The 16424-nt window shown below is 37.0% G+C and carries 16 protein-coding genes; 5 read left to right on the forward strand and 11 right to left on the reverse strand.

Going from position 1 to position 16424, the window contains the following annotated elements:
- Window positions 1–52: 52 nt before the first annotated feature.
- The 3 genes from BCF58_RS08525 to BCF58_RS08535 all read left to right on the forward strand — a co-directional run bounded on the left by BCF58_RS08525 (window position 53) and on the right by BCF58_RS08535 (window position 2839).
- Window positions 53–679, forward strand: coding sequence for a YceI family protein (locus BCF58_RS08525; RefSeq protein WP_121461378.1), 627 nt, complete (start codon window positions 53–55; stop codon window positions 677–679).
- A 68-nt stretch (window positions 680–747) separates the two neighbouring features.
- On the forward strand, window positions 748–1389 hold the full coding sequence (locus BCF58_RS08530; RefSeq protein WP_121461379.1) for an alpha/beta hydrolase: 642 nt from the start codon (window positions 748–750) through the stop codon (window positions 1387–1389).
- A 106-nt stretch (window positions 1390–1495) separates the two neighbouring features.
- Entirely contained in the window at window positions 1496–2839 is a 1344-nt protein-coding gene (locus BCF58_RS08535) for an ammonium transporter (RefSeq protein ID WP_121461380.1), read from the forward strand.
- Between the two features lie 54 nt (window positions 2840–2893).
- On the opposite strand, the gene BCF58_RS08540 is transcribed toward BCF58_RS08535, so the two are convergent.
- Complete coding sequence (locus BCF58_RS08540) at window positions 2894–3517, reverse strand: FMN-dependent NADH-azoreductase (RefSeq protein ID WP_228434765.1); 624 nt, start codon at window positions 3515–3517, stop codon at window positions 2894–2896.
- Window positions 3518–3576: 59 nt separating this feature from the next.
- Window positions 3577–4158, reverse strand: a complete 582-nt coding sequence (locus BCF58_RS08545; protein WP_121461382.1) for a Crp/Fnr family transcriptional regulator — start codon at window positions 4156–4158, stop codon at window positions 3577–3579.
- A 188-nt stretch (window positions 4159–4346) separates the two neighbouring features.
- Between BCF58_RS08545 and BCF58_RS08550 the strand changes: the two genes are divergently transcribed.
- Window positions 4347–5765: an L-serine ammonia-lyase gene (locus BCF58_RS08550; RefSeq protein ID WP_121461383.1), complete on the forward strand. Its 1419-nt coding sequence runs from the start codon at window positions 4347–4349 to the stop codon at window positions 5763–5765.
- 16 nt (window positions 5766–5781) lie between these two features.
- Here BCF58_RS08550 and BCF58_RS08555 read toward each other — a convergent pair whose 3' ends face one another.
- The 9 genes from BCF58_RS08555 to BCF58_RS08595 form a co-directional block, all read right to left on the reverse strand.
- The gene (locus tag BCF58_RS08555; RefSeq protein WP_121461384.1) at window positions 5782–6693 is read right to left on the reverse strand and encodes a PsbP-related protein; all 912 of its coding nucleotides are present in this window, start codon (window positions 6691–6693) and stop codon (window positions 5782–5784) included.
- A gap of 53 nt (window positions 6694–6746) precedes the next feature.
- Window positions 6747–7592: a prephenate dehydrogenase gene (locus BCF58_RS08560; protein ID WP_121461385.1), complete on the reverse strand. Its 846-nt coding sequence runs from the start codon at window positions 7590–7592 to the stop codon at window positions 6747–6749.
- Between the two features lie 254 nt (window positions 7593–7846).
- The gene (locus tag BCF58_RS08565; RefSeq protein ID WP_121461386.1) at window positions 7847–10123 is read right to left on the reverse strand and encodes a cation:proton antiporter; all 2277 of its coding nucleotides are present in this window, start codon (window positions 10121–10123) and stop codon (window positions 7847–7849) included.
- Window positions 10124–10220: 97 nt separating this feature from the next.
- Window positions 10221–10931 carry a LytR/AlgR family response regulator transcription factor gene (locus BCF58_RS08570; RefSeq protein ID WP_121461387.1) on the reverse strand — a complete coding sequence of 237 codons (711 nt, stop codon included), beginning with the start codon at window positions 10929–10931 and terminating at the stop codon, window positions 10221–10223.
- Window positions 10909–11679: a histidine kinase gene (locus tag BCF58_RS08575; RefSeq protein WP_121461388.1), complete on the reverse strand. Its 771-nt coding sequence runs from the start codon at window positions 11677–11679 to the stop codon at window positions 10909–10911. Before BCF58_RS08575 ends, BCF58_RS08570 begins: the two co-directional genes overlap by 23 nt.
- Before the next feature lie 7 nt (window positions 11680–11686).
- The gene (locus tag BCF58_RS08580) at window positions 11687–12058 is read right to left on the reverse strand and encodes a hypothetical protein (RefSeq protein WP_121461389.1); all 372 of its coding nucleotides are present in this window, start codon (window positions 12056–12058) and stop codon (window positions 11687–11689) included.
- Window positions 12058–13251, reverse strand: a complete 1194-nt coding sequence (locus tag BCF58_RS08585) for an alanine dehydrogenase (protein WP_121461390.1) — start codon at window positions 13249–13251, stop codon at window positions 12058–12060. The genes BCF58_RS08580 and BCF58_RS08585 overlap by 1 nt, the downstream gene beginning before the upstream one ends.
- A 71-nt stretch (window positions 13252–13322) precedes the next feature.
- Window positions 13323–13730: a tRNA (adenosine(37)-N6)-threonylcarbamoyltransferase complex ATPase subunit type 1 TsaE gene (gene tsaE, locus BCF58_RS08590; protein WP_121461391.1), complete on the reverse strand. Its 408-nt coding sequence runs from the start codon at window positions 13728–13730 to the stop codon at window positions 13323–13325.
- Window positions 13730–14278 carry a transglycosylase domain-containing protein gene (locus BCF58_RS08595; protein ID WP_170148993.1) on the reverse strand — a complete coding sequence of 183 codons (549 nt, stop codon included), beginning with the start codon at window positions 14276–14278 and terminating at the stop codon, window positions 13730–13732. Before BCF58_RS08595 ends, tsaE begins: the two co-directional genes overlap by 1 nt.
- A 169-nt stretch (window positions 14279–14447) precedes the next feature.
- Here BCF58_RS08595 and dnaG point away from each other — a divergent pair, with 169 nt between their 5' ends.
- The gene (gene dnaG / locus BCF58_RS08600; protein ID WP_121461393.1) at window positions 14448–16424 is read left to right on the forward strand and encodes a DNA primase; all 1977 of its coding nucleotides are present in this window, start codon (window positions 14448–14450) and stop codon (window positions 16422–16424) included.

Consider the following 16424-nt stretch of genomic DNA (forward strand, 5'->3'; position numbering starts at 1 on the left):
TGTAGAAGTTCTACACTTTTTTTTATTTTTGTTGAATTGTAAATAAAAAAGAATGAAAAGATTACTATTGTTTGCTATGATGTGTGTGAGCATATCATTTACTTATGCTCAGAAGAAATTTGATAAGGTTTCTAAAGTGACTTCATCTGAAATCAGATGGTGGGGATATAAGGTTGTAAAGGCAGAAGCATCCTCGCATTCAGGTACCGTAAAGTTAAAAAGCGGTAAGTTCAATTTTGATAAAACTGTTCTTGTAGACGGTGAGTTCATCATTGATATGAGAAGTATAATGGCAGGAGATGTTTCTGAGGAAGATCAGATAAAACTGACCAATGAGCTTAAAAGCACTAATTTTTTTGAAGTAAAAAAATTCCCGATAGCTAAGTTCCACTTAACTAAAATTATCCCTTTAGCGAATAGTGAGTACAATTCTACGGTATATGGAGATATCACGATCAAAGGAGTGAGAAAAACCATTTCTTTCCCGGCTAACGTTTACGTTACCCAATTTACCGTGGTTGTTGAGTCTGCTAAATTCTCATTAAACAGAAGGGACTTTAAAGTATTTTACCAGTCTTCATTGAAAGATTATTTCATTAAGAATGAAATGGATTTCCAGTTCAGAGTTTCTACGGAGAAGTTAGATAACGAAAACAGAGTTCCTGCAAAGAAAAAATAAGCACTGCTTTTTAGAATAATTCAATGGATGTCTTTTTTAAGATATCCATTTTTTTTTATTTTAGTAAAATGAAGATTTATATTGTAAGCGGACTTGGAGCAGATTTTAAAGTGCTGGAAAAAATACAGTTTCCCGATCAGTACGAAATTGTATTCTTAGACTGGCTTATTCCCCAAAAAGATGAGCGGTTGTATACCTATGTGGAAAGAATGGCTGAAAGAATTGATTCTTCTGAACCTTTTTGCCTTTTAGGGTATTCTTTTGGCGGGATTATGGTGCAGGAAATTCATAAACTAAAGCCTGCCGAAAAGGTAGTCATTCTGGGAAGTATAAAATCTGATAAAGAAAAATCAAAACTGATCAGAGCCGGAGAACTCACAAGAATTCCTAAAATAGTTCCGGTGAGCTTTTTCAACGACAGGACAACCAATATTTATTCTGTGGTAAGAAAGTTCTTTGATCCCAAAAACCCAAGAGTTCTGCAATATTTCAGAGTCAGGGATCCTTATTACCTGAAATGGTCCATAGAAAAGATCTCGGATTGGAAATACGAAGAAAATCCTGAGGTGATCCAGATATTGGGAGACAGGGATATTGTATTTCCCTTAAAAAACTCTAAACCCAATTATGTGGTGAAAGGGGGGACTCATCTTTTTCCGGCAACAAAATATAAAGAAGTATCTAAAATTTTAGGGGATATATTTAAATAAATAGAATTTTATATTTAAATCATTGTTAAAATTTAGGGGTTGTTGTTTGAAAATTTAATTTTTATAAAATTTATGTTTACTTTTGATAGGGTTAAATATAAATGATATGACTTTAGGTTTAAAATGGATAGTCTCATTTGCTATCATCGCTCTTGTTGCCATTGGAGGTTTATTCTGGAGCCCCATCGTTGATTTTCCTAATACAGGAGCATTTTTAAGCGAAGATAAAATCGTTGGTGCCGATGTGGCCTGGATTCTGGCTGCTGCAGGTCTCGTCCTGCTAATGACTCCCGGTCTCTCATTCTTCTATGGCGGAATGGTGGGAAAGAAAAATGTAATTTCTACCATGTTACAGAGCTTTATAGCGTTAGGAGTCATATCTATTCTGTGGGTGGTTATCGGTTTTTCACTTTCTTTTGGAGATTCTTTAGGGTTTGAGGTGAACGGTGTTCATTACGGGATCATTGGAAATCCCCTGAGCTATCCTTTTTTCAGCGGAGTAGGCGTTTTACCGCATAAAATGATGGCTTCTACCATCCCTTTTGTGCTTTTTGCCCTGTTTCAGATGAAATTTGCGGTGATTACCCCGGCTTTGATTACCGGATCTTTCGCAGAACGTGTCCGTTTCATTTCCTATCTTTTATTCATGGTGCTTTTCAGTATTTTTATTTATACACCCCTTTGCCATATGGTGTGGCATCCGGATGGACTTCTTAATACATATTTCGGGGTAAAAGACTTTGCGGGCGGTACCGTAGTGCATATGAGTGCCGGATTTGCCGCATTAGCGGGAGCATTGGTTTTAGGGAACCGGAAAAATCCACATCATGAACCTTCTAATATTCCTTATGTGCTTTTAGGTACAGGAATGCTTTGGTTCGGATGGTTTGGGTTTAATGCGGGATCGGCATTAAGTGCCAATGCAACGGCAGCCATGGCGTTTGGAACCACAACTATTGCTTCTGCTTCTGCCATGATGACCTATATATTTTTTGACAGAATCAACAGAAGAAAGATTTCTGCGCTGGGAGCATGTATTGGTGCTGTAGTCGGTTTGGTTGCCATTACACCGGGCTGTGGTTTTGTAACTATTCCTGAAAGCCTTTTTATAGGATTTATTTCGGCAATTGTTTCTAATATAATGGTAAACTGGAAAGCCTTAAAGAAAATTGACGATACATTAGATGTCTTTGCCTGCCATGGAGTAGGAGGAATTATGGGAATGATATTGACTGCTATTTTTGCCCATGGAGAGAATGCAAGCCTTCTTCACGGTGGACTTGAAGTATTTGCCCATCACATGATGGCTTTGATCCTGGTTTCTCTTTTTGCGTTTTTCGGCTCATTACTTTTGTATAAAATTACCAATTCAATCATCACCTTAAGAGTCTCCGAAGAATCTGAAAATATGGGGCTTGACCTTTCACAACATGAAGAAAGCCTGAATTAGTAACAGAAAAAACAGGGCATAATGCGGATACCCTGTTTCAATTGGATTTCAAAATTACTCAATAGAGGCAATAGTGTTAAAGATTGTTTTTTTTGACTCCTCGAATATTTCGCCACCAAATTCTTCATTATCCAATGAGAAAGTGGTGATATCTTTTACTCCCATAATTCCTAAAATATGTTGTAAGTAGGTTGTCTGGAAATTCATATGTCCGTTCTTTTCATTTTCCCCATATCCTGTGTCTCCTCTGCTTGACAGTATAAATGCTTTCTTATTTTCCAGCAGGCCTACATAGTCCCCATCCGGAAAACCAGACCTGAATTTCCAGGTTTCATTGATTCGCATGACCTGATCTATATAAGCTTTTAAGCCGGAAGGAATAGACCAGTTATACATGGGGGTACCAATGACATAGATATCATTTTCCTTAAGCTCTTTTATAAGCTGATCACTCAGCTCTAATTCTTTTTGGTTTTCTTCTGTTCTGTCTGACGGTTTTTTGAATGCTCCTGCGATCCAGGATTCATTAATGTTGGGGATAGTACTAATTCCGGTTTCTCTGTAAGTAAATACATCAAGAGGGTGCTTGGCTTTCCAGTTTTCAACAAAAAGGTCGGTTAATCTTCTGCTGTAAGATCTTGTGTTTCTCACACTGGCATTAATAATCAATATTTTCATAATGGTAAATTGTATACCTCAAAATTCTTGATAATTAAGTCCGGAAAAATTGATCTAGTTCAAGATGATTTATTTTTTTTTTTTTTGATCCTGCTGATAAATTCTGCTGAGACTCCTAAATAAGAAGCGATTAAATACTGTGGAACTTTGGCGGCTATATCGGGATAGGACTCCAGGAAATAAAGGTATTTCTGTTCAGCCTTATACATATTATTAAATACAATTCTTTTCTCCAGTGTTCCAAGGTATCCTTCTAAAATAATTCTAAAATACCTTTCCAGGGAAGGTATTTCTTGCAGCAGTTTTTGAAAAGAGCTATAACTGATCTGTAAAAGAGTGGTTTTCTCTATTGCCTGTATGTTATACATAGAGGCTTTTTGTCTGGAAAAGCTATGGATATCGGTTGCCCACCAATCATCAATAGCTAAAAAAAGAATTTCTTCATTACCGTTTTCAGGATTGATGCAGAAAGCTTTTAAAGCACCGGATACCACATAATTGTCATAGCGGCAGATATCGCCATTTCTTAAAAGAAATTCACCTTTTTCCAAAGTCTTTTCTGTCCACAGGTTTTTAAAACCCGAAATTTCCTCCGGACTCAATCTGACATGCTGCGAAATATTTTTAATTAATGTTTCCATTCACAAGTATGAAAGTACAATGAGAATTTGTCAGGGTTAAAAAAAGAATATTATTCACTGCTAATTTAAAAAATATAATTGTGAAATCTTATTTCTAATAAGTATGAATAGTTATTAATACCGGTTTTGGCTATACTGTTTATTAGATTTATCATGTATCTTTGTATAAGCAAAATGAAGAACCATTTATGGAGTCTATATCAGTTTTTGAAATCATTAAAGTAGGAATCGGCCCGTCCAGTTCGCATACAATGGGGCCGTGGAATGCAGCCGCTGCATTTATCAGAATTCTTAATAGAGAAAGATCGGTTGCCGAGGTGAAAGAGGTTTTTCTTGAATTTTTCGGTTCCCTTGCCAAAACAGGCATCGGACATGGAACTGATATTGCCGGAATGCTTGGCTTGAATGGGGAAGATTTCAAAACAATAGATACCTCAAAAATCGATGAAAAAGTAGCAAGAATTAAGAATGACCAGATTCTTAATTTAGGAGGCGAAAAAGAGATCCCGTTTATCTACGGCCATCATTTGGTTCTGAATATGCAGAAATCCCTGGATTTTCACCCTAATGGAATGATTTTCAAGGCTATTTTTGAAGATGGAACTGAGCTTGTACAGGATTTTTATTCTGTAGGGGGAGGTTTCATTGCAAGCCAGGAAAAAAACTCTATCCAAAAACACTGCATACGTACATTATATCCTTGTCACCATGGTTCAGACATTGTAAAATATTGTGAGAAGCTTGGGTTAAAAAAGGTTTCGGATTTAATTTTAATGAATGAAGAAAGCTGGAGATCAAAGGAAGAAACCAGACAGGAAGCCCTTTATATCTGGCAACAGATCAAAGAATGCATTTATAAGGGCGTAAACAAAGAAGGGGTCCTTCCGGGAGGCCTGAATGTTACCCGAAGAGCGGCAGGAATCAACCGAAAGCTTTTAGGCGATAAGGTCTACAGAAATCTTGATGAATGGTTCCAACAGGTCGTAGATGCAGAAGAAAACTTTACCAATATCAATAAATGGATAGCATGCTTTGCGTTGGCTGTAAATGAAGAAAATGCAAGCTTCGGAAGAATAATCACAGCACCTACCAACGGAGCAAGTGGAGTTATCCCGGCCGTTTTGATGTATTCCCAGGCTTTTACCCCCTTTACAAGTGAAGATGACATTGTAAGGTTTTTATTAGTGGCAGGAGAGATTGGGACTTTATTCAAAAAGAATGCTACTATTTCCGCTGCAATGGGAGGATGTCAGGCTGAAGTTGGCGTTTCATCGGCAATGGCAGCGGCAGGTTTAACAGAGATTTTAGGCGGTAGCGTAGGACAGGTTTTAATGGCCGCAGAAATCGCTATGGAACATCATTTAGGCTTAACCTGTGACCCGATCAAAGGGTTGGTACAGATTCCTTGTATTGAAAGAAATACGATGGGAGCCATCAAAGCCATTACCGCAGCTAATATAGCCTTGGAAAGTGATCCGGGCAAAGCAAAAGTAAGTCTTGATGAGGTAATCCAGACCATGTGGGAAACGGCCCTTTCCATGAGCGATCGTTTTAAGGAAACTTCGGAAGGTGGATTAGCTATTGCAGTGAATGTGCCGGAATGTTAGAATTATTAATGTTCAGCTACTTCCGCTTAAAAGTTTTTGTTATTTTTTTAAATGTCTCTAAATATTTTTCAAAATTTTCCTTAGTCTGCCCAACTATCATATAGTAGTCACCTTTATCGTTGAATAGCATAGCTTGATAGATAAGTTCAGGGATATTATTTTTTGTTTTACCATTGGCAATTATTTCGTAGCCATTTAAATTGTCTATGGTTATCTCATTGATTTGTTTTATGATGCTTTGGTTGCCATTTGGAAGTTTTTTTAATCTTTCTTCAGCATATTTTTTTCGATTTTGAGTGGGAACTTTCCCAATTGAATTCCCTACTATTAAAATGGGCTTTTCGGTGGGGATTTTTCCATCTGTTGAATAAAGCAAACTACCAGACATGTACTTTATAAGTTTAAAGTCTGTATTCGAGGTATCAACGGTAAAAATCGCTGCGTCCAGTGGACTTTCGTTTTGTGATTGGTCGTACACCGTTGAAAGTAATGCCTCTTTAATTATAGGCTCAATAGATTTTGAGACTTCAGGATAAATTCCGCTAACTAAAATGGTTTGTTGCGCATCACCAAAAACAAGGATTTGTTTAAAGTAATTCGTTTCATTCGCTGATTGTGTCACATTAAAAAAAGTAGCCTTAGAGTTTTTGAAGTCAATAGTTTGCTTTTTTATAAGTGTCATTCCTTTCATCTTTAAAGCATCAGCAGTAAACCCATCAATAATAGATTGATAGGGAGCGGGAATTTCAGTAATCATTATTGACGTTCCTGTTTCATTATTCTGAAATCCACTAAAATTTGAGGCTATAACAAATCCGTCGGGCGGAATTAGACTACACTTCGTTCCGGGAACTTTTATTAAATCTTTCGTTTGTCCGAAGCAAACCTGTCCAATTAATAATAATCCAATTAATAATATTTTTTTCATATTTATGTGTCTTTTAAATTTGCAATATCCAAATATACGTATTCCGTGAGTTATTACTTATCAAGTATTCCTCTTATTTTATTTGCATTCTTGATCAGTTCCCCCAAATACTCATAATTTTCCTTTTCCAAAGCTGCTTTGAATTTTCTAAGCTGGGAAATATGCTCATTCAGAACATCCAGAACATTCTCTTTGTTTTGCTTAAAAATAGGAACCCACATTTCCGGATGGGATTTTGCCAAACGTACCGTACTTGAAAAACCAGAACTTGCCAACTGAAAAATAGTCTCTTCTTCACGCTCTTTTTCCAAAACGGTATTCGCTAATGCATAAGACGTGATATGGGAAATATGGGAAATATAAGCCGTGTGAATATCATGATCTTCCGCATTCATATAGATTTTGTGCATATCAAGGCCTTCAATGATTTTTTCTACCAGATTCAGTGCATCTTCTGCGGATTCTTCCTTATTGCAGATGACTCCTGCTTTTCCTGAAAAACTATCTGTAATAGCTGATTTTGGACCACTATTCTCCGTACCCCACATCGGATGGAACGCTACAAACCTGGAACGTTTTGGATGGTTTTTAACGGCCTTTACGATTCCTGCTTTGGTGGAACCTGCATCCATGACCGTCTGATGACCGGAAATTAAATCCAGAACATCCGGCAAAATCTTTCTTGCCGCATCTACAGGAATAGCAATGATGATGAGATCGGAATTTTTAATTCCATATTCAAGATCTACTTTGGCGTCAATGATTTTTAAATCCAGAGCTTCATTAAGATGCATGTCGCTGTTGTCAACTCCGTAAATAAAATCAACAATTCCTTTTTCTCTTAATTTTAAAGCGATCGAACCCCCGATTAAACCTACACCAATAATACTGATTTTCATTTCTCTCTATTTTTTAAAATAAAAAACCCCGTCCAGGACGAGGTTTTAAGTTATATACATTAGAATCCTATCCCAGATCTGAGCTAAAAATTCTATAATAATATGTTCCGTTATTTGTAATCACAAAGCGAAGGTATAAAATATTTTTCAAGTATAAAATAGGGACTAGTGAATTTTGCGGTGCAAGTCAATTAACTTCGTTGTGAATTTTAAATTGACTGTTCACCTGCTCAGCAGAATTCACCGTTGACAAATTATGGGTTAGAAATAATAAGAGTTGATGGAATATCCGATAACCACAGGCTTTTTGAATCAATCAGGTTTTTCCAGCTTTTGCTGCTGATCAGCATTAAATCCTGGGAACTTAAAAATTCTTTTTCAATCTTTTTCTCGTTATACAGGGTAATGTGATTCGGAGCCACCTGTTCAATACCTCTGATCAATTCTTTTACTTCGATATTATTGCGGATCTGCCCTGCAACATCTAAAATAATGATCTGGGAATTGTTATTGTTGATCAGTCTTTTTGCATATTCTAGCAGGTAAAAATCACTCAATTTGAAAATGGGGATAAATACCTTATCCGCAGATTTAAAATCTTTATCTACCAAAACGCCTACAGGAATATGGGTTTTATCTAAAATCTGTAAGGTGAAATCATCAAAAGGAGAGTTGTTGAAAATATAACTTTTACCTTTTACCGTATTCAAAAGTTTTTCAGGGTTAATGATTTTGGTGGTGAAACCTAATAATCTTCCCAGTAAGCTTCCTTCATACATGGATTTTCCTAGCATGATCAGCAAAAGGTCATAATTTCCTTTGTTTGAAATACTGGTCAGATCGTTTTCGATATCCGTAGAAGCTTTGAAAAGAGTAGTCACCTGAAGCTTAAGGTCATGCGAGGTTTCTATGACATTTTTGAATTGCTGGCTTTCGTACTCATCAATTTCATAGGCATGCATTTCATCCACAGGGGCAATGTTCATGGCCGTGATGCTTTTGTTTCCGTTCATTTTATTAGTGAAGTCATGAGCCAGTCTCAATAAAGTGCTTCCCGCTTCAGGCTTATCAAACGACAGCAAAACACGGTATTTGGAATCATTTTCAGGATGTTCCGGTTCGTCTTTTTTAGATTTGAACAGGAAGTTGATGAAATCAAGTGCAGGACCTGTCATGAAAGTAGTGAATAGAGCCATAATTACCATCATGGCAAAAATTTCAGGGCTTAGAACTCCCAGATCGTAGCCAATATTGAGAACGATAAGTTCCATTAATCCTCTCGTATTCATTAAGGCGCCAATCGTTAAACTCTCTTTCCAGTTGATGCCGAGAAACCTGGCCGTTAAAGCACTTCCTGCGAATTTCCCTACAACTGCGGTTAAAATTATGAATCCGGCAGTTATCCATAGATGAGAATCATTTAATAGTCCTATTTGTGTACGGAGCCCTGTGAATACAAAGAATAAAGGAAGCAAAAGAACCAATGCCACATCTTCTACCTTATCGATGAAAAGGGTGCGGAATTTTGCATTTTCCGGCATAATGGCTCCTGCCATAAAGGCACCGAATAATGCATGGATACCGATTACTTCCGTTGCATAAGAAGAAAGAATCAGTGTAAGAAAGAATATGGCAACCATGGGTTTGCTGATGGTGCTTTTACCTGCCTGCAAATCGCCCACTCTTTTTAAGAAAGGCTTTACGATTTTGATCATTAAAAACACATAAGCAATGGCCATAATAATAACATATATGGAACTTGCAAATGAACCTGCTTTTACAATAGCAATTACTGCGGCCAGGATACACCATGCCGTAATATCATCGGCTGCGGCACAGGTAATTACAATGGTGCCCAATTTTGTTTTTTGGAGATTTCTTTCCTGTACGATCCTCGCCAACACGGGAAAAGCCGTGATACTCATGGCAATGGCAATAAATAAGGCAAAAGACGTAAACTGGATTCCGTCCGGAGCAAATTCCTGGTAAATATAATAAGAGAGACCGATCCCTAATGCAAAGGGAATAATGATACTTGCATGGCTGATTACTACGGCATCATGGGCCTTTTTCCTTAAAACGCCAAGATCGAGCTCCATTCCTACAATATACATAAAAAGGATAAGCCCTATCTGGCTCAGAAACTGTAAATTCCCTAATGATTCTTTCGGGAAAAGGAAAGCGGAAAATTCAGGGAAGTACATTCCTACAAGCGACGGGCCTAAAACAATACCGGCAACCATTTCACCAATTACGGTAGGCTGCTTTATTTTCATGCAGATCCAGCCGAAGAGTCTTGCTACAAGGATAATGGTGACAATTTGTGCCAGCAGCAACGCTAAAGGATGGTGAAGATTGGTCTTAAAAGACTCCACAAAGTTATCCCAGGTAGAACCTGTATTCGTTTTTAGGACAATACTTTCTTTCACCTCCAATGTCTGTCCTTCGATGATGAAGTAGTACATCAGGCAAGAAAATACAACAATGGTGCTTATGTAAAAGATAATGCTTTTATATTTCCCCCAATTCATAACTCCGTATTTTAAGTGCAAAGTTGAGAAGAATATATTGATATTAAATTATATTCTTTCTGAAATGTAATGAAGGTTTCAAAAAATGTAATAAAATCTACTTGCCGAATAGCTTTGCGAGAGAGTTTTTATAAGCTTCTCCAATCGGTAATCTGAGAAAATTCTCGCCATCTGCTGAAATGGTAGTGATGACCTCATGGGTTGAAAATACTTTGATAGAAGACAGTGCAATGATTTCTTTTTTATTCACCTGTGCAAAATCTTTGGCAGGCAACATTTCCAGCAGGTTTTTAAAGCTTAAGTTTTTCAGAACGATGGCAGTTCCGTCATTCAGAATGATATCTTTATCCCGGCTGTCAATTTCGGAGGTTTTAATATAAGCAATCTGTTCTGTGAAGATAACCGTTTTTCCTATATTGGTATTCCACTCGATAAAGTCTTTTTTTTGTGAGGAGGATACCAATTGTTGGGCTTTTTCAAAAGCCTGGGCCAATCTTTCTTTTTTGATGGGTTTCCTTACGTAATCCACAACATTTAGATCAAATGCTTCTGCCGCATATTCTTTATAAGCAGTGGTAAAGATGATTTTCTTGTAGTCGGAGATCAGTTCGGCAACCTGAAGCCCTGTCATTCCGGGCATTTCGATATCTAAAATACAGACGTTGCAATCAATCTGATCGATTTCGTTTAAAAAGATTTTAGGATCATTAAATGCTTTTACCACTTCTACATGATCGATCTGTTCACAAAGAAGCTTTAGATAACTTATCGCCAGTAATTCGTCATCAAGAATAACGCATTTTATCATAGAATTCCCCTAAATTGATATTTAATTCGGCAGTGAAGATACCATTTTTTGAACTTTTGGTGAGCTTGTAATGATTATTGTAGATCATTTTCAGCCTCTGATCCAGCGACTGGCTTCCAAAACCGCTTTTTTCCTTTTCCAATACATTCTTCAGGGAAGCTTTATTGCTTACTTTCATGATGAATACCCCGCCTTCAAGCTCCATATGGACGGAAATAAACGAGTCTTGTGCCAGAAAATCAGTATGTTTAAAAGCATTTTCAATAAGATCGACTGAGATTAAAGGGGCAAACACCTTTTCTTCATATATAGCATCGGATTTATTGATCCTGGATTTGATCCTGAAATCGAAAAGGGGATTTATTTTGATCTTATTGATTTCGATAAGGCTTAACGCAAAGTTCAGCTCTTCTTTAGGGCTCACAAACTTATTGTTGCTTTCATATAAAATATAATCCAGCACATTGGCAAGTTTATCCAAAGACATGTACGTCTGATAAGCATGTGACTGAACGGAATTCAGGATGTTTTTGAATAAATGAGGATTGAGTTTGGTTCCGATGTGTTCCAGCTGAACCTCATTCAGCTTTTGTTCAATCAGTTTATTGGTTTCCGAAAGTCGGGTATTTCGTTGTTTAAGCCTTTTATTTTGACCCCATAAATAAATACTTACCGTAAGAAAAAAGAAAACGGCAAAGACTCCAATGAATATCAGATAATCATGAATCATGTAGTAATTGCCCTCCATAAACGTGCTATTTAAGCTTTTTCAGACTGTTCAGTGTTGCAGTTTCCTCACATTTTTCATACGTGATTTCATATACCGGATTTTCCTTCGGATACATCAAAAGGTAATTCGGACAAGGTTTTTTCTGAGCCTGGCTTCGGTCAAAATCCACTTTTCCGAGGGTAATGATGCTGTCTCTTAGAAATTTCTCATCAATCTTATGGATACTCATTTCGCTTTTAAAGCTCTCAGAATATTTGAAATCCTTGGAAAGGGTTTCTGCAATAACACGGCTGTTTGGTAAATAGCCACTACAGCTCGCTCCCTTTTTGTTTAAAATAAAAAATACAATGATAAGTCCCGGAATAAGACCGATTAAATAGAATTTCAGTTTTTTCATTAGAAAATTAAAAGATTGATATCGTGGTAAGTAAGCCCGAAACGGTCACAGATTATTTTTTTGGTATGTCTTCCTTTGTACATATATAAACTCTGCTTCATTTCGTTTTTCCGGATCAGCATATTTTCAAATCCGCCTTCTTCATCATAATTCAGAATGTAGGAAAGGAAGAAGTTGGAAATGGCTTTTGTGGTAGTTCTTGGCATTTTTGAAGTAAGATTCGGAAGGCCGCAATGAATTACCCCGTGTTTGATGATATAAGGTTCTTCCATCGTGGTAAGCTCGGAAGTTTCAATCACTTTACCATTATCAATGGTAATGTCTATAATTACACTTCCTTTCTTCATCTTTGATACCATTTCCTCAGTAACGATAGGGGTCATATTCAATCTTGGAAGAGCTCCGATCACAACGTCGGCACGCCTCAATGCCTTGCTCAGCTCTTTAGGGTCGATGATGGAGGTAGGAACCCTGCTGTCCACCAGTGTATGAAGTCTTCTCAGCTTGGAAAGAGAGTTGTCGAAAACCCTTACACTCGCTCCAAGTCCGATAGCGGCTTTGGTAGCAAATTCACCCACAATTCCGGCTCCGAGAATAACCACTTCGGTAGGTCTTACCCCTGTAATTCCGCCCAGCATTAAACCATTTGATAAGGCTAATAATTCTGAAGCGTATAAAATGGAAACCGTACCTGCAATTTCGCCAACCAGTCTTACCAATGCAAGCTGTTTGTATTCGTCTACGATAAATTCAAAAGCGATGGCATTAATTTTTTTCTCCGCCAGTTTCAGGAAATACTCTTTATCTCTTAAATTGATCTGAAGCGCTGAAACCAGATACGTATTCGGTTTCATATATTCTATTTCAGCCTCTGTCGGCGGGTTTACTTTAAGGATGAGATCCTGCCCGAAAGCTTCTTTAGGATCATTGGTGATTTTTGCTCCTGATTCGGAATATTGTAAATCTGTGAAAAATGAACCCTGCCCAGCCCCTGATTCTACGATGATTTCGTGGCCGTGTTCTACCAATACCTGTACCGCGTCCGGTGTTATGCAGGTTCTTCTTTCATGAAGACAGGTTTCTTTAGGAATTCCAATGCTGAACTGTTTTCCTTTTTTTATAACCTCCAATTTTTCTTCCTTCGGCATCAACTCTTCTTCGGTAAAAGGAGTAAAAATATTTGTGGTGCTCATTCTTACGTTTAAATTAGTTCTTACAAATAATTATTTACAATCAAAATTCATGTAGCAAAGATACATAATATTTACTCGAATGATATCTCTCTGCTGTCACCGGTATTGATGATACTCATAGTGTGGTAGTTAAGCCCATAGAGGTCGTCTTCATATACTTCAGGCCATTCTATGATGCAGAGATAAGCGTTGTCCAGATATTCCTCTATGCCAATATCATACACTTCATCAATACTCTTTAAACGGTAAAGGTCAAAATGATATACTTTTCCTTGAGGTGTCTGATATTCATTAACAATGGAGTAGGTAGGAGAATTAACTTCATCTTCACTTCCCAGGTTTTTAAGCAAAAACTGTGTGAAGGTAGTTTTTCCGGCCCCCAGGTTTCCTTTTAACAAGAGGATATGATGTTGGAGTTGGGGAATGATTTGCTCGACGATCTGTTGCCAGTCTTCAAGTGTATTAATGGTATAGTTCATTATTTATTCAAATTTTCAGAATATAAATCATAAAAATGTTGGGCTCTGCTTTTGGCACGTTCAGGATTTCTGTTTCTGTTATTTCGTACAGGATTTTCATATAAAGCGAGGATTTCTCCCATTTCTATTGGCTGTAATGTCTTAACCTGTTTATTAAATAATGACTGTGAAATCTGTTCAGTGCCTTTTCTGTTTTCTAAAAAGTCAAAATTACTGAAATTAAAATTGAGACATTCTTTTTGGGTATAATGTTGTTCAAGGTATCGGCTCAATAAAAAAATATCAAAAGAGTTTTTATTTTTAATGGTTAGGACAGGGAATAATAGATTGGCTGTTTGACTGCAAGGACATTCTTTTCGAGGCGTTTTTAAACCTGAAAAGGTGTCGATCACTAAATCCCATGAATTTCTGAATAACGAATTAAGGTATACAGTATTATAAAAATCAGTGAAGCTTTCCGGAAGCTTGCTATTGGTTCTTATAGACCATGTAATAATTCTTCTGTCATTTTTATTTAAAATATATCTTCCGCCAAACTCCATGTACATAATAAACATACTAAAGAGAAAAAATAAGACGATTAAAATTCTTTTAAGATATTTCATAACAGGAAATCAATTATCAAAAATAATCAATGAATATGAAATTCTAATATATATAATGGACATTCTAAATTCTAATTTCTGACTTCTATATAAATTTATTTATTTTTACACTATGATTACGAAGCAGACCATAGACAAGATTTTCTCAACAATCAGAGTGGAAGAAATAGTGGGGGAGTATGTTCAGTTGAAGAGAGCCGGGTCTAATTACAAAGGATTGAGCCCTTTTCACGATGAAAAGACGCCCAGTTTTGTGGTTTCGCCGAGTAAACAGATCTGGAAAGACTTTTCTACAGGTAAAGGAGGAACTGCCATTTCCTTCTTAATGGAAATTGAGAATTTTACTTATCCTGAAGCACTTCGTCATGCCGCCAAAAAATACGGGATCGAGATTGAAGAAGATCAGCGTGAGTTTTCTGAAGAAGCTAAAAGTGCCCAAACAGAAAGAGATTTACTTTATAAAATCCATGAAGTTGCCAACAATTATTTCCAGGAAACGCTTTGGGATTCCGAAGAAGGGAAAAGTATCGGTCTTGCTTATTTTAAGGAACGTGAGCTAAAAGATGATATTATAAAGAAATTCCAGTTGGGATATTCCCCGGAAAAGAAGAATGCCTTTACGGAGTATGCTTTAGAAAAGGGGTATGCCAAAGAAATACTGGAAAAATCCGGACTTTCTATTTTCCCGGAAAATACACCGACGGGAGTAGACCGTTTCCGTGAAAGGGTAATTTTCCCGATTCACAGTTTTTCAGGGAGAGTATTAGGTTTTGGGGCCAGAATTCTAAAGAATAATGTGAAGACTGCCAAATATCTCAATTCTCCCGAAACGGAAATCTATCACAAATCCAATGTACTTTACGGTTTAAACCAAGGTAAACAGGCCATTTCCAGAAAAAATGTCTGCTTTTTGGTGGAAGGGTATATGGATGTGATTTCCCTGCACATGTCAGGAATTGAAAACGTTGTGGCGAGTTCAGGAACTTCTTTGACAACAGAACAAATTAAACTTATCAAAAGGCTTACGGAAAATGTAACCATTCTTTTTGATGGAGATAATGCTGGAATTAAAGCCAGTTTCCGAAGTATTGATATGCTTCTTACAGAGGGAATGAACATTCGTGTCCTGCTTTTCCCTGAAGGAGATGACCCGGATTCTTTCGCCAGAAAACATCCGCAGGAATATGTAGAGAAATTCATTGAAAATGAAGCGATGGATTTTATTGATTTCAAGGCGGAAATCCTTTTAAAAGAGGCAGGAAGTGATCCTATTAAAAAAGCAGAAGCAATCCGGAATATCGTAAAATCGGTGGCTTTTGTACAAAATGCCCTGAAAAGAGAGGTCTATCTGAAAGAAGTTTCCAATAAATTCGGATTATCTGAGCAGAGTTTGTTCAATGAGCTCGATGTTCAGAAGCAGATGACTCAAAATCAGAATCAAACCGTTCAGCAGCAGAAGGAAAATAAAGCCCCAAAACTGGAAATTGTTCCGAAACCTGAGCTGGAAATAGATTCCGTTCAATTTAATATCCTGCATCAGGAAAACAGATTGATTGATCTGATGCTGATGTTTGGGGATATGGTCTTGCAGAGGAAAAATGAGAATCAGGAAAAGTATGAAGTAACGGTAATTGAAGAAATCCTTCATCATTTTGAAGAAGAACAATATGAATTTCAGATAGAAACCAATAAAAAGATCATTCAGAATATTCAGGAAGGCATTGAGAATGATGAGCTTCGTGCCGGAAATTTCTTCCTTACTTTAATGGATGAAGATATTACGTCTAAAGTAGCAGATGCCTTACTTATTCCGGATGAATTGAGTGACTGGACGACAAGAAATATATTTCCGCCCTCTATTGGAGATCATGTGGACCTGGAAGTAACCAATGATATTTTGATTCATAAATATTATTACATTCATTACATGATCAAGCAGCTTACATCCGAATTTGAAAGTTATCGTGACACAGATCCTGAAAAGTATTTTGATTCTATCAAAAAAATCATGATGCTGAACGAGCTTTCAAGGAAGATTACCGAAAAATTAGGCTGGTCTCCTGTGACAAAAAGTCCTATAAAATTTTAG

This window comes from Chryseobacterium defluvii, assembly GCF_003634775.1.
Classification (GTDB): Bacteria; Bacteroidota; Bacteroidia; order Flavobacteriales; family Weeksellaceae; genus Chryseobacterium; species Chryseobacterium defluvii.